The following is a 13,751-nucleotide window of genomic DNA, read 5'->3' on the forward strand; positions in this document are numbered from 1 at the left end:
TCGGCACATCGTGTGCGTCAGGGACTCGGAAGGACAGCGCGTTGATCATTCATCGCCGGCTGCTGCAGCTGGCCGGTAGCGTGCGGGGGCCGTTCGCGGCCTGTGTGGCGCTTGGCCTGGCGGTCAGCGCCGCGTACGTCACCCAGGCGGTCCTGCTCACCGCGGCCCTGGCAGCCCTGATCCGCGGTGACACCCCGGCCGCGGTGCGCCTGCTGGCCTGGGTCTTCGCGGTGATCGCGGTGCGGGCGGCGCTCTTGTGGGCCAGAGAGGCGGTGACCGTGTGGGCGGGCGGGCTGATCAAAGCCAGGTTGCGCGACCGGCTGATCGTCCACCTGGGACGGCTGGGCCCCGCTTACCTGACCGGCACCCGCACGGGAAATGTGCAGACCACGCTGGTGGATGGCGTGGAAGGGCTCGACCCGTACTTCAGCCGCTACCTTCCGCAGGTCATGGTCACCTTCTGCGTGCCGGTGGCGCTGGTCGGCTGGCTGTTCACGGTCAACGCGGCAGCGGCCGCCGTCCTGGCCGTCGCCGTGGCCGGTGTCCTGATCATCCCCAGGTTCTGGGACGCGACCCTGCTGCGGCGGGGACGTGGCCGCTGGGCCGCGTTCGCCGCGCTGGCCTCGGACTACCTGGAGGCGATGCAGGGCATGGCGACGCTGCGGGCCTTCGGCGCGGTCGGCACCCTGGGGACGCGGCTGGCCGGGCGAGCCCATGATCTCTATCTGACCACGATGCGTCAGCTCAGGGTCTCCCTTGTCGAGACCGGGGTCAGCGCGTTCTTCGTGCAGGCGGGCACTGCCGGGGCCGTTCTCGCCGCGACGACCTCGGGCAGCGCGTGGGAGGTGTTCGCGGTCCTGGTGATCGCCGTCGAGTGCTTCCGCCCTGTGAAGAATCTCTCCGACGCCTGGCATGCCGGATATCTCGGGATAACGGCGGTCGACGGCATCGAGGTCCTGCTGGCGGCCTCCCCTGCTGTCGCGGATCGGGGAACGCGGCACGACTTCCCCACGCCACCTGCCATCACGTTCGAGGGCGTCACCTTCGCCTATCCGGGCTCCGAGCGGCCCGCCGTCCGCGAGGTCAGCTTCACCGTCGAGCCGGGCCGCACCGTCGCCCTGGTCGGCCCGTCGGGCGCGGGCAAGAGCACGCTGGCAGCTCTCCTGCAGCGCCACCACGACCCCGACGAGGGGCGGGTCAGCATCGGCGGCGTCGACGTACGCGACCTTTCCCTGGACGCCCTGCGCGGCGGCGTCGCGATCGTCGCCCAGGACACCTACCTCTTCCACGGCACCGTGGCCGAGAACCTGCGCCTGGCCAGGCCGGACGCCGGCGACGAGCAACTGATCGCCGCCGCCCGCCTGGCCGCCGCCCACGACTTCATCACCGAGCTGCCCGGCGGCTACGACACGCCACTGGGGGAGCGCGGCGCGACGCTTTCGGGCGGGCAGCGGCAGCGCCTGGCCATCGCGCGGGCGCTGCTGGCAGACGCGCCCGTCCTGGTGCTCGACGAGGCCACCTCGCACGTGGACCCGCGCACCGAGCAGGCCCTTTCGCAGGTGCGGCGGGGCCGTACCTGCCTGATGATCGCCCACCGCCCCGACACCATTCGGCAGGCCGACCACGTGGTGACCCTGGAGAACGGAACCGTCCTGGAGGCAGCGGCATGAACCCGTCCATCCGCTGGCTCGCGGGAGCCGTCGGCGCGCATCGCCGGGCCTTCGTCTCCACCCTGGCCGCGAACCTGCTCGGCCAGCTGGCCGCGCTCGGGGCGGCCGTGACCGGCGCCTGGCTGGCCGGCCGGGCGATCGCCGGCCACGTCGCGCCCCTCGACCTGGCCGGCGCCTTGCTCGGCTCGCTGGTCGTGGTGGCCACGCTGGCCGCCTGGTGGGAGACCTACGTCGCGCACGACCTGGCGTACCTGGTGCTGGCCAGACTCAGGGGACAGGTGTACGACGCGGTCGCCAGGATCACCCCGGCCCGCCTGCTGGGCCGCCGCAGCGGCGACCTGTCGGCGGCCGCGCTGTCGGACATCGAAACCCTGGAATGGCTGTTCGCGCACACCCTTGCACAGCTCATCACGGCGGGCACGGTGCTGACGGCCGGAAGCGTGGCCGCGGCGATGATCGACCCCCTGTTGCTGACCGTCTCGCTCCCGCTGGCCGCATGTGTGCTGGCCGTTCCCCTGTGGCTGCGCAAGGCGTCGCGGCGGCACGGTGACGAACTGCGTGCCGCCACCGCCGAACTGACCGCCGACGTGGTCGACACCGTCCAGGGCATGCGCGAGCTCACCGCCTTCCGCGCGCTCGAACGCCGGCGGGACCTGCTCGCGCGCAAGACCCGCAGGCTGGCCCGCGCCCACGCGGCGAACGCCGCCCGCGGCGGGCTGGAGGCGGCCCTCACCGACCTGCTTCTCGCCGTCGCGGCGGCGGGGACGTTGCTCCTGGTCGTCACGGTCATCCGGACCCCTGCCGCCGCCCCCGTGGCCATGGTGCTGGCCGCCAGCTCTCTTGGCCCGGCGGCCCAGGTGGCGCTGCTGCTCAAGGAGTACGGCACACTGCGCGCCGCCGCCGACCGGGTGCGCACGCTGGTCACCGCGCCCGCGAACGTGCCCCCGCCACGAGACGCCCGCGAGGTGGCCACCCAGCCGGACGTGATCTTCGAGGATGTACGTTTCCGCTACACGCAGGACGGGCCGGACGTGCTGCGCGGGGTGTCCTTCCGCATCCCGTACGGCAGGACCGTCGCCCTGGTCGGCGTCTCAGGAGCGGGCAAATCCACCTGTGTGTCACTGCTGCTGCGCCACTGGGATCCGGATGACGGGCGCATCCTGGTGGGCGGCGTGCCACTGCCGAACATCGCCGAGCCGCACCGGCACGTCACCGTGGTGCCACAGGACGTACACCTGTTCGCCGGCACGATCGGGCAGAACGTACGACTCGGCGCGCCCGACGCTGACGTGGCCGGTGCCCTACGTACCGCCCAGCTCACCGTCGACCCGGAGCTTCCCGTCGGGGAACGAGGCGTCACCCTGTCCGGCGGCCAGCGCGCCAGGGTGGCAGTCGCCCGGGCGCTGGCCACGCGGGCGCCGGTGCTCGTCCTGGACGAGGCGGTGGCCAACCTCGACCCCGACAACGAGGCCCGCCTCACCGAGGAGCTCCAGCGAGCAGCCGCGGGCCGGGCCACGCTGGTCATCGCGCACCGGCTGTCCACCATCCGGCAGGCCGACCACATCGTGCTGCTGGAGGAGGGACGCGTCGCCGCCGAAGGCCCTTACGACCAGCTCAGCGAGAGGTTGTCGCAGCTGTTCGCAGCGCAATCGTGAATGATGCTGTCCCTTCTCAATTGAGTTGGCGTGCGCGACAAGGTGTGACCTGGTGGACGCCAAGTCGACTGAGACATCCGGAGTCATGGCGGTCCCAGAATCATGGCGTGGCAGGTCGAATGTGTCAGATCACCTGGCGCATGATCATGGAAAGCTGCGGTGCCTGACGCGGTTGTTGTAGGCGCCGCGTCTGGCGCCTCGCCCTGGGTCCCGCTGCGGTCAGCGCCTTCCCTGCCAGGAGTAGAAGGCGCCCTCCAGATGCTCGAAATAGTGATCGACGTGGTCTTCCGACCACTCCATGTCCTCGAGGATCGGAGCTGGATCCCCCTGCGGACTCCAGGCGTGGCCGTAAGGGCTGGCCAGCGCCTCGCCTTGCTGAAAGACGACAACGCCGCGCTCGCGGCGGACCTCCTCAAAGTCCATCCCTCCGACGGTGCGGGGGCCGAGTCGGTCGCCGTCCCTCATTGTGCGTGCGAACGACTCCATATCTGCCGCCGAGCGGATGAATCGCTGGTCATCGGTGCCGCGGAAGGCCACGATTGCCACGATCACGACGACCGCGGCTGTGAGGACGCCGACGAACGTAAAGGCTTTCGAACGTGAACCGCTGACTGACATGTGGCCTCCAGCTGATCGTCGTGAACATGGGTCAGGTGATCGTAAACGGACCATCTGAGCGGCAGCGGCGATGCATCTGAAGATGTCTTGCTTGCGATCAAGACATTGCGAGGCCGGGGAACCACACGTTCTTCTTCGTCGCGGTCTTAAGGCGGCAAGCGGCCTACTTGCCTTACGTGCCTGACAAGATCACATCGCGTTGAGCTGCGGGCAGGGCTGCGAACCCAAGATAACCATCGAGGGCGGCGCGGACGGGTGCCTGATCCAGACGGTGGACCGGGTGTGTGCCGCCGGGCTTGACTGTGATCCGGCGCGCATCGCGGCCCTGTCGCTCACCACCCGCGCCGTGGTGGAAGCGGCCGGGCTCGCCTTCCGGTGGGTGCGCAGCTGATAGGCGCAACGCCGTGCAGGCCTCCCTCGCAGTGACGAAGTCGCGGGTGGGGACTTCACGCGGGTTGGTGCTCTGGTGGGGGCGACGATGACGGCGGGCGGGCTGGTGCAGGGGGATCCGCTGACGGTAGCGGAGTACCGGAACAAGATCGCCGCCCGGCAGGTGGAGGTGATCGCCGAGGTGGAGTTCCCCGTCAAGTCTGCGTGTTGAACTTCTTTGGCGCTGACTCGCAACCTCATCGTGGGGTGGAAGCCTGAGCGTCCGAGGTTGGACCAGACGTGAGCGCAGAGGTTGTCCCAGCGTCAGCGATGCGGGGTCTTGTCGGAGGCCGCAGCTGCCGCTAGGTGGTCGTGCATGGCCGCGTGGCGGAATTGGTAGACGGGGCCGATCGCGCGCAGCAGCCCGAGTCGGTGGGCGTCGTCGAGGAAGTCCATGACCTGCCAGGGAAGCTGGCGTTGGAGGGCTAGCCGGGTGACCGCGATGGCGCAGACCAGCCACGCATGATGCTTGCCCATCGCTACCCCGGCCCCGAGCCCGAACATGAGCGCGGGCGCGAAGATCATTACGAGCATGAACACTACGTTGTATTCCCCCCCGGACAATATCCCGAACGGTATACCGAACGTGAGCCCGAACGTGAGCCCGGACACGACCATTCGTAGACGGGATAGCGTTCTGTCGGCTCCCCAACTGGAGCGGGGCGTGCTGGTCGATGCGAGCGTGGGTTGTTCCGCCCAGGTAAAGAGCCAGTGTGCCAGGGTGATCGGGAGCCAGGCGAAGGCTCCTAGCACGAGCCCGATCGTAAAATCGTTGAGGCTGAAATCGGCCCAGACCTCAAAATGGGCTATTCCGCCGTAGAACTCTTCGAAAGAGACCGCGACGTCGAGATCGAGCCCAGTCGCCAACCCGATCGTGAGCCCAACTAGCAGCCCGATCGCTAGCCCTCTCGTGAGCCCGAACGTGAGGGTGCCTTTAAGAGAGCGGAAGAGATGGGCTGTTCGTCCGCGCAGGCGCGGCTCGGCGTAGCCGGGTTTTTCGTTAACCCAGGGCCTGGCGCGGACAAGCCCGAACGTGAACCCGAACGCGAGCCCCCACGGCCCGTACTTAGGCCCGTACTCACTTACGTACTCGGCCCCGCCTTGGATCGTAACCAAGATCGCGTATACCCCGGACCCGATCCCGGTCACGATTCCGCTCGTGAGCCCGATTGTTGACCGGATGTGGGGTGTGGTGCGGGCGATGTGCCACCAGGTGATGTCGCGGGTGGTGGCGGGGGGGAAGGCGCGGGCGAGGTAGGTCAGGTGGCGGCGGGTGGCGGCGGGGTCGAGCCGGTGACGGGGGCGGAAGTGGTCGGCGGGGTCGGTGCTGGGGGGGCGGGCGGCGATGAGAGCGGGGATGACGTGGTCGAGTAGGTGGGTGCGTAGCGCGTCGGCGTCGGCGCCGAGCGGGCCGGTCAAGGGGCTGGGGTCGGTGCCGGGGGTGATGTAGACGGTGCGGATCAGCCATAGGCCCAGCGGGGTGGCGGCGAGCTGGGTCAGGCCGGGTGCGGTGCGGGATCGCAGTGCGGTCAGGGTGTGGGCCCAGGCCTCGGTCGGGGAGGCGGGGAGGCAGGCGGTCAGGTAGTCTGCGGCGGCCTGCGGGGTGAGGGGCTTGGGGACGATGACCGCGGCGGCGGTGAGCGGGCGGCCGGCCTCGTGAATGGCGGTGGTGAACTCGGCGCGGCGGCTGGTGAGGATGAGCTGGTCGCGGGAGGTCAGCGAGGCGTTGAGCGCGGCGATCACCCGGGCGCGGGTGGGAGCGGGGATTTCGTCCAGGCCGTCCAGGACGGCCAGGATGTGGCCGCCTTCGGCCAGGGCGGTGGCGGCGCCGCCACCGAGTTGCGGGGCTTTCATCGCCGGGTAGTCCTGGGCCAGGCGGACGGCGAGCCAGTCCTGCAGCCGGGGATGGGCGTTCGTGTCCCAGCCGGAGACCGGTAACAGCACCGGCACCGGCACGATTTCGCCCTCGCCGGCGGCGGCTTGGTCGGCCGCGCGGTTGGACAGCAGGTGCAGAAGCAGCTGGACGGCCAGGGTGGTCTTGCCCATGCCAGCGCCGCCGGCGATGACCAGCCGCCGCCGTTTGAGGCTGCGGAAAGCCTCCGCCAAGGCGGCGATGTCGTCACTGCGTCCGCTCAGGGTCAGCTCAGCCTCGGTGGTGATCAGGCGGGGCTGGCTCATTACTGATTCGTCGGCGATGAGCTGCCAGTGCACCGGGATCGGTTCGGGGTCATCCAGCAGCCGGTGGCGGGCTTCGGCGCGCCATTGCTGCTCCACGAGTCCGGACAGCACCTGCGCGGCGGTGTCCACGGAGTTGCGTGCCGGGGGCTCGGTGCCGGCGGTTGCGGAGCGGTGGGCCCAGACGGCCACCGTGCCCGCCAGGGTGATGGCGGCTAACATCACGGCGGCGAGGTCCGCGCGGTTGACCGTGTCTTTCGGGTCCAAGACCCGCCAGACCACAGCCACCACCGCGCCTGCCGCCAGGATGGCCAGCACGGCGAGGGCGATTCGCCAGCCGGCTCTGCGTCTGCTCACGCTGACATCGTCACCCTTGGCAGGGCAGCTTGGCAGCGGTTGCGCACTAATCGTGACGGGTGAACCGGCGCCGTAGAGTCATCACGCTGGCCTGGCGGCGCTCAGCGTCGGCGATGCAGCGGGGTGACGTTCGGTTCAGGCCGGTCCAGCTGCTCGCGCAGCGCCTGATTCTCCGGCGTGAGCTGGTGAACGGCCCGGACCAGCGCGGGAACGTCCTCCCGGATCTGCTTGAGTTCTTTGTTCTTGCTCGCGATCGTCTTCTTCAGCTTCTTGACCGTCTCGCGCAGGCGCACTTCGACGTCCGGGGTAGCTCCGCGGGCTTGGACGCGCTCGTAAAACTCGTTCTTGAGGTCCGTGTGCTGCCGTTCTCCACGATCTGCTTGTCTCATGAGACATCGTCATGGTGGTTGCATCCCTTCTCTTCGTTCGCTGCCGCCCGCAGCCAGGTAGTCGTGTAGGGCTGCGTGACGGAACTGATAGACCGGACCGACAGCGCGTAGCAGACCCAGCCGGTGGGCGTCGTCGAGGAAGTCCATGACTCGCAAGGGAAGTCGGCCCGCTGCCGCCTGCCGAGCGGCCGCGATAGTAGATACCAGCCACGCGCGGTGTGTTCCCGCTGTGATTCCGAACATGAGCCCGCCCAGGAGCCCCATCGTGAGCCCGCTTACGAGCCCGGCACCGAGTCCAGCCCCCCGCGCGAATCCGGGACCGAGCCCGAGCCCGCCCGCGGCCCCGCCGACAAGCCCGAACGCGGCCCCGACTACCAACGTCCGAAAGAGCATAAGTCTTCTGTCGGCATGCCAACTGGAGCGTGGGGTGGTGGTGGAGGCGAGGCTGGTTTGTTCCGCCCAGCGGAGCAGCCCAACCACGAGGCCGAGTGCAAGCCCGACCACGAGCCCTATCTCGGCCCAGGACCCACCTCCGAAAAAGGCGAGGAGGTCCGTTAGGTGATAGGCAAAATACTCAGGGTTCTCGGTCTCCAGGATGTCCGAGAAGAGGTCGATCCCGGACGCATATACAAACGTGAGAGTGGTTGCAAGGTCGGCCGTGAGAGCGGCCGCGAGCCCGACTATTATCGGACCGCTGACAGATCGGAAAAGAAGACGTAACCGTCCGCGCACGTTGAGGTCGGCCGAGCGGGGGGTGGTGTCCAGCCAACGCTTACTTTTCATGAGTTCGGCCACGAGCTCCACCACGAACGCGAGCAGCCCGATCGCAACTCCGTTCACGAACGCCTTTATGAAACCGAACTCGAGTCCACTCAAAAATCCGACGAGCCCGAACACAAGCGCGAATATGAGCCCGAATGCGAGCCCAAGAGTTGAGCGGATGTGCGGAGTGGCATGAGGAATGCGCCACCATGTGATGTCGCGGGTCTGCGTAGGAGGAAAGATGAGGGCCAGGAAGGTCAGGTAGCGGTGGACGTCCTGGGGATTCCAGCAGTGACGGGGGCGAAAATGATCGGTGGAATGGCTGCTGAGTGCGCGAGCGGCGATGATGGCAGGGATGACCCGGTCCAGTAGGTGGGTGCGCAGGGCTTCTGCATCATGGCCCAAAGGACCGGTCAGATGGTTGGGGTCGACGGGTCGGGGGTGAGTGGGGCTTGGAGTGAGATAGACGATGCGGATCAGCCATAACCAGAGCGGGATGACGGCCAATCTGGCCAGTTCAGGGGCAGTGCCCTGAGTTATAGCGTGTAAAAGCTGCTGCCAGGCAGGGGCTGGCGATTCGGGCATGCAGTCGCGCAGGTAGTTGGCCGCATCCTGTCGGCTGAGTGCTTGGGGAGCGATGACGGCGGCTGCGGTGAGCGGCCTGCCTCCCTGATTGACGACGGCGCGGAATTCAGCGGTGCGGCTGGTGAGAATCAGCTGGTCATGCTCGCTCAGGGACATGTTGAGGGCGGCCACGACGCGGGCGCGGTGGGCCTGGCCGGTCTCGTCCAAACCGTCGAGGATGGGCAAGATGTGGCCGCTGCGGACTAGTGCGGCGGCGGCGTCGGGGCCGAGTTCGGGTGCTTTCAACGCCGGGTAGTCGCGTGCGAGCCGGTCGGCCAGCCAGTCCTGCAGTTGCGGATGGGTGTTGGTGTCCCAGCCGCTGACTGGCAGCAGCACCGGGACCGGGATAACCTCCCCGGGCAGTGCTGCGGCTTGGTCAGCGTCGCGGGTGGCGAGCAGCCGCTGCAGCAATTGGATAGCCAGGGTGGTCTTGCCGGTGCCTGGCCCGCCGACAATGACCAGCCGACGACGCTTTAAGGCGCGGAACTGGCAGACCAATTGCGCGATGTCGCTGCTGTGGCCGTCGAAGATGACATCTTCTGAAGCGATCAGATGGCGCGGGCTCATTAGCGCCCGGTCCGCGGTGAGCCGCCAGCGGACCGGCATTGGGTGGGGGTCGTCCACTTGGCGGATGGCGGATTCTTTGCTCCATTGCTGTTGGACGTGGTTGACGAGGGTCCGGGCAGCGGCCTTCACGTCGGTGACGTCGGAGGGCCCTGACGACAGTCGGTATGTCATCCAAATTCCGGCCGCCGTGCCGACAAGGCTTAGAGCGGTCAAGAGGATGGCAATGAAGTCAAGTGGGTGGGCCTCACTGTCGTTCCCCGACCAGGTGACCCAGCGCAATGAAAGGATTACCACCGTGACTAAGGTGGTCGCGGCCCCCACTGCAACCAAGCGTACTGGCCAGCGGGCAGGCGATCTACTCACCCCCTTATCCTGCTCTGTTGATCATGGCGAGGACGGCTCTGTTGATAATTTCGTGCTCGCGCTTTTCACGTCAGCTTGAGCCCGGCAAGAAATCCGAGGCGCTCATCGCTGGTCATATTCGTGGCTGAGAGGCCGGTGCAGCGGGATGACCGTCCCGCCCTTGGCCGTCAGGTCCTCCCGCAGCAGCGTGTTGTCGTGGTGAAGGGCAGCGATAGCGGTGGCGGCCGCGTCGAGGCGGCGCTGCAGGGTGCCGCATTCGCGGGTCTTGTCGGCCAGTTTCCGTTTCAGGTCGGCGATCTCGTCGTCGCGGCGGGCCTCCCCGCGGGTGACGGTGCCGTGCTCGGCGACGTGGGCGTCCCATTCGGCCAGGATTGTCTGGGCGCGGTTCATCGTGGCGCGGCTGACGCCGGCTTCCTGCCACAGGTTCTGCTTGGTCAACCGCCCGTCGGTGCGCTGCGACTGGCCGGCGAACAGTCGCTTCATCGCCGCGCGGAGGGCGTCGGCGGTCTGGGCGGTGACGCCGTCGTCGGTGAGGGTGCGGTCGGCCGGCCCGGTCACGCTTCCTGCTCCTCGCTCTTGCGGACCTGTTCGAGGACGGCGTCGACGCGGTCGATCTCCCGGTGGATGAGAGCCCTGCGTGGCGCGGGCAGGCCCCGGACCTCTAGCAGTTTGAGCTGGGTGCGGCGGTGGGAGTCGTGCAGGGGGACGTGTTCGATGCCGATCATGCTGTTGCGGCACCGGTCCGGACGGCACCGGTCGTGCACCGGCCCGGTGTGACCGGCGGGGATGACGGCGTTCTCGATGCAGACGGCGCCGGCCGGGTTGTTCTCGTCGAACAGGCAGTTGTTGAGCACGCCGAACCGGATGGTGATGTGCGCCCTTCTGAGCAGGTCTTCCTCGACGCGGGCGTCGCCGCCGCGGGCGTCGCCGCCGCGGGCCTGAACGGTCGCGATGATGTCGTCGAAGGCGTCCTTGACCCGGTCAGCGCCGGGGCCGAAGCCGATCGGCTTGCCGTCTTTGTGCAGGCCGAACAGCTCCTTCAGCCGTCGGAACCGGGCGGCGTCGAGGGCTTGGTCCAGCAGTCCGGCCCACGCGACGTCGGCGGCGGCGTAGCCGAGGGTGGAGCGGTTGGCCAGCGCGCGTTTGGCGACGTGCTTCAACTGCATGCCGAGTGCGATCTCCGAGCCGGGGAACTGGTCGGTGAGCATGGCCATGGTCTTGCGGAACATGTGCGGGCGGACGCGACTTGCCGGGATCTCCGCCAGCCCGGTCCAAGGTCGGCCAGCGTTGACGGCGGCCATGAAGCCGTCGAGCATCTGGTCGCCGTGAGCGACGGTCTCCGGTCGTTTCAGCGGGGCGAAGACCTGTTCGGCATGGATGGAGACCGCTTCCGCGACGGCGATCGCTTCGGCGACGGGTTCGGTGATCCACCAATGCTTACCAGGGCGACCCCGATGTCCCTTGTCCAGGGTGGAGGCGATCGCCGGCGCGTTGTAGTGCTCGACCACTGAGCCGCGCCGGATCTCGTGGATCTCGCTGTCACGCATCATGGACAGCGCGACGACCAGGCAGAATGCCGCGTCTCTGGTCGTGAACAGCATGCGTGTCATCGCTCGTGGGTCAAGCCCTGGGTGCCACGGCCCGGTTGTCCCGTCCGGGTGGGTCACCTCGGCGAGGTCATCGATGAGCCCGTTCGTGGTCGGACGGCCGGACTCAAGAGCCCACAGCACCCTCGCGCGGCGATTCCGACCGGACTGGTGGTGAGAGCCGAGAAGCTTGTTGGAGACCTTGAAGCCGACGAACAGGGCGAGAAGGTTCCAGTTGACGCCCTCATATGGTTGACCGAACCGTGCTGGGGCGATTGGTATGTGGACAGGAATGCGGTTGGCAGGGTCGGCAAGCCATGCATCCAGGCGCTCATCCACCCGGTTCCGGTTGAGATCCTTCACATCGATGGCGCTCGCTCGTAGTTCGTCGTAACGACGCGATGCCCGCAGAACGTCCGGGGCGAAGGTATGCACGTAAACCCAGGCCGCGCGGACCAGGGGGAACCAGACCTCCGGCGGCACGACCGGCGTCGACAGTTCATCCGAGACGGCGTACTTGGCGGCCTTGCGCGCGCTCATCCCCCGCCAAGGATCCTCCAGCACCCCACCACAGGACAGTGCGGGCCCGATCTCATGCAGCCGCTTGATCAGCGCGATGTGACCGGTCATCGTGCTGGCCCGGATCCTCTTCTCCTCGTGCAGCCACCGAACGTAGCGGCGCAGATCACTTGCACGCCAGGCGCTCAGCCAATCGGGCAGACCGACGCAGCCTCCGAACTCAGCCAGCCGCCGAAGGCGCGAGATGGTTTGGATGATCGTTCCGCCGTCACAGGGCTCCGGCGCCAGGTGCACGCCAGCGTCGATGACGGCCTCATGCCGAGGATTCGCCATGATCATGGCCATCTCTCGGGCAGTCCAGTTCCACCCCGGCATAGCCAGATTCTTGCTGAATGTGACTCTCCACTCTCCCGCGGAGAGGTTGGCGTTGCGGCGGAGGACGCCGTTGAAGTCCCACACATCGGTGTCGCCGAAGAGCGGAACGCGGGCGTCGCTTTGCCGGGCGGCAGGTAGCAGGGCATGGCTTTGGATGACCGGCTCGCCATCGCCGAAGATCGACACCGGCTTCGAGCTGGCAACGGTGGCCGTCACGTGTCGAACTCCACATGCGCGTTCAGCGGCAGGCTCACCCTGATACCGGCCTCGGCGATGTGCTTGCGGGCCAGGGTGATCTCCTCGTCCGACCGGTCGTCCAGGACCGCTCGCAGGTTGGCGTAGGACTGCCCCCACAAGCCGGTGAACTGCACCGGGGTCAGGCGCTGCCGCACCCGGTCCAGGTGGTCCCTGAACAGCAGCAACTGGGGCAACTGGCTAGGCAGGACCCAGGCGTTGCGGCATTCCAGGCAGCGCAGCGGGGCGACGGAGCACAACTCGCCAGCCGGGCTGAAGGGCGAGTCGTAGGGGTCCTTGCAATGGGTGATCCCCATGTCCAGTTCTCCTTGGATCAGTTTGTCGGCCTGCTGTTCGGTCAGGCCAAGGGCCTGCAGTGTCGTGGTGTCCTCGGCGGCTTGCGCGGTCAGCATGGTCGGCCCGTCCAGCGCCTGCTGAAACCAGTGGTCCTGGGCCGCGTTGATCACCTCGCCTGAGATCACCCGCAGGGTCGTGCCCTGCGCGTAGTGGCCCCTGAAGGTCTCCTCGTAGTGGTCATCGGCGGCGTCGGCGATGTGACCGCGGGCTGCGACGACCTTCTCGACCTTGGTCGACTTGCGCAGCCGCCGGATGTCGGGATCACCGCTAACCGTGATCTGGTTCTGGCGGAGCCACTCGCCGAACCGTGCCCGCGGTGATTCTGGGTTCCACTCGCTGAACCGCAACGTGAGGTCGTTCTCCATGCAGGCACGCGAGAACAGCTTTCCCTCCGGATCGGCGGCTCGCAGCCGCGCGTTCTCGGTGACGGCCATCAAGCGCCGGACAATGACGCCAGGCTCACGGCGGGGCCGGTCCCTGAACTCCTCCGCCTCGCCCACGTCGGCGACCTCGGAGGGGCTGGTGTCCCTGAACGAGCGGTGAGAGCGGCGCCTGGCACGCAACTTGACGAGCGTGAGCCGGACCCCGCCGGGCACGAACTCCACGTCGTTCTCACGCAGGGCGCTGACTTCCTCCGGAGCGTGACCGGTGGCGTCCATCAGCAAGATCCGGAAAGCGTGCAGGTCCAGCGAGGTCGGCCAGAGCTGGCCGACGAGCCGACGGTTCAGGGCCTGCTTGGCGAAGTGGGGCAGTGTCCCATCCGGTCGTGCGACGTGGTCGACCAGCTCGGCCGGCCACAACCGCACGACGGGCAGGTGCCTATTGATGTCGCGGGGCGTGATGGCCGCGTGGGCGAGTCCCCAGAGCAGGTCAGCCACCGACATCCAGCAGCCGTTGTCGGGGTGTCGGCCCTGCGCTGCCGTGTCCCACCCGGCGGCCAAGCGCTTCTCCAGAGCGACCACCGCCGCCCAAGCAGCTCGGACCATGGTCAGCTTGTCCTTGCGTGGGAACTCGTCCAGTTCGCTGCTTTCTCCCTGCGGCACTCCGGTGCTGGCTTGCGCGAACGCCACG

The 13,751-nt window shown here is 67.9% G+C and carries 10 protein-coding genes; 3 read left to right on the top strand and 7 right to left on the bottom strand.

Annotated elements, in window-relative coordinates:
* Nucleotides 1–41: 41 nt before the first annotated feature.
* Together AB0K05_RS38120 and AB0K05_RS38125 are read left to right on the top strand one after the other, a co-directional pair.
* The gene (locus AB0K05_RS38120) at nt 42–1,670 is read left to right on the top strand and encodes an ABC transporter ATP-binding protein (RefSeq protein ID WP_271280125.1); all 1,629 of its coding nucleotides are present in this window, start codon (nt 42–44) and stop codon (nt 1,668–1,670) included.
* Entirely contained in the window at nt 1,667–3,325 is a 1,659-nt protein-coding gene (locus tag AB0K05_RS38125) for an ABC transporter ATP-binding protein (RefSeq protein WP_364235897.1), read from the top strand. Before AB0K05_RS38120 ends, AB0K05_RS38125 begins: the two co-directional genes overlap by 4 nt.
* 219 nt (nt 3,326–3,544) lie before the next feature.
* On the opposite strand, the gene AB0K05_RS38130 is transcribed toward AB0K05_RS38125, so the two are convergent.
* Complete coding sequence (locus tag AB0K05_RS38130; RefSeq protein WP_271280123.1) at nt 3,545–3,943, bottom strand: hypothetical protein; 399 nt, start codon at nt 3,941–3,943, stop codon at nt 3,545–3,547.
* Between the two features lie 466 nt (nt 3,944–4,409).
* On the opposite strand from AB0K05_RS38130, the gene AB0K05_RS38135 reads away from it, so the two are divergent.
* Nucleotides 4,410–4,544 carry a hypothetical protein gene (locus tag AB0K05_RS38135; RefSeq protein WP_364235901.1) on the top strand — a complete coding sequence of 45 codons (135 nt, stop codon included), beginning with the start codon at nt 4,410–4,412 and terminating at the stop codon, nt 4,542–4,544.
* Between the two features lie 92 nt (nt 4,545–4,636).
* On the opposite strand, the gene AB0K05_RS38140 is transcribed toward AB0K05_RS38135, so the two are convergent.
* The 6 genes from AB0K05_RS38140 to AB0K05_RS38165 all read right to left on the bottom strand — a co-directional run bounded on the left by AB0K05_RS38140 (nt 4,637) and on the right by AB0K05_RS38165 (nt 13,750).
* Nucleotides 4,637–6,904: an NACHT domain-containing protein gene (locus AB0K05_RS38140; RefSeq protein ID WP_364235904.1), complete on the bottom strand. Its 2,268-nt coding sequence runs from the start codon at nt 6,902–6,904 to the stop codon at nt 4,637–4,639.
* Nucleotides 6,905–7,005: 101 nt separating this feature from the next.
* Entirely contained in the window at nt 7,006–7,293 is a 288-nt protein-coding gene (locus AB0K05_RS38145) for a hypothetical protein (RefSeq protein WP_364235907.1), read from the bottom strand.
* A gap of 9 nt (nt 7,294–7,302) precedes the next feature.
* Complete coding sequence (locus AB0K05_RS38150) at nt 7,303–9,567, bottom strand: NACHT domain-containing protein (protein WP_364235909.1); 2,265 nt, start codon at nt 9,565–9,567, stop codon at nt 7,303–7,305.
* A 144-nt stretch (nt 9,568–9,711) separates the two neighbouring features.
* Nucleotides 9,712–10,167 carry a hypothetical protein gene (locus AB0K05_RS38155; RefSeq protein WP_364235912.1) on the bottom strand — a complete coding sequence of 152 codons (456 nt, stop codon included), beginning with the start codon at nt 10,165–10,167 and terminating at the stop codon, nt 9,712–9,714.
* Nucleotides 10,164–12,305 (bottom strand): hypothetical protein, encoded by a 2,142-nt coding sequence (locus AB0K05_RS38160; RefSeq protein ID WP_364235914.1) that lies wholly within the window; start codon nt 12,303–12,305, stop codon nt 10,164–10,166. Before AB0K05_RS38160 ends, AB0K05_RS38155 begins: the two co-directional genes overlap by 4 nt.
* Nucleotides 12,302–13,750 carry a hypothetical protein gene (locus AB0K05_RS38165; protein ID WP_364235916.1) on the bottom strand — a complete coding sequence of 483 codons (1,449 nt, stop codon included), beginning with the start codon at nt 13,748–13,750 and terminating at the stop codon, nt 12,302–12,304. Before AB0K05_RS38165 ends, AB0K05_RS38160 begins: the two co-directional genes overlap by 4 nt.
* Between the last annotated feature and the right edge of the window lies 1 nt (nt 13,751).

The organism is Nonomuraea sp. NPDC049486 (assembly GCF_040676925.1).
GTDB lineage: Bacteria > Actinomycetota > Actinomycetes > Streptosporangiales > Streptosporangiaceae > Nonomuraea > Nonomuraea ferruginea.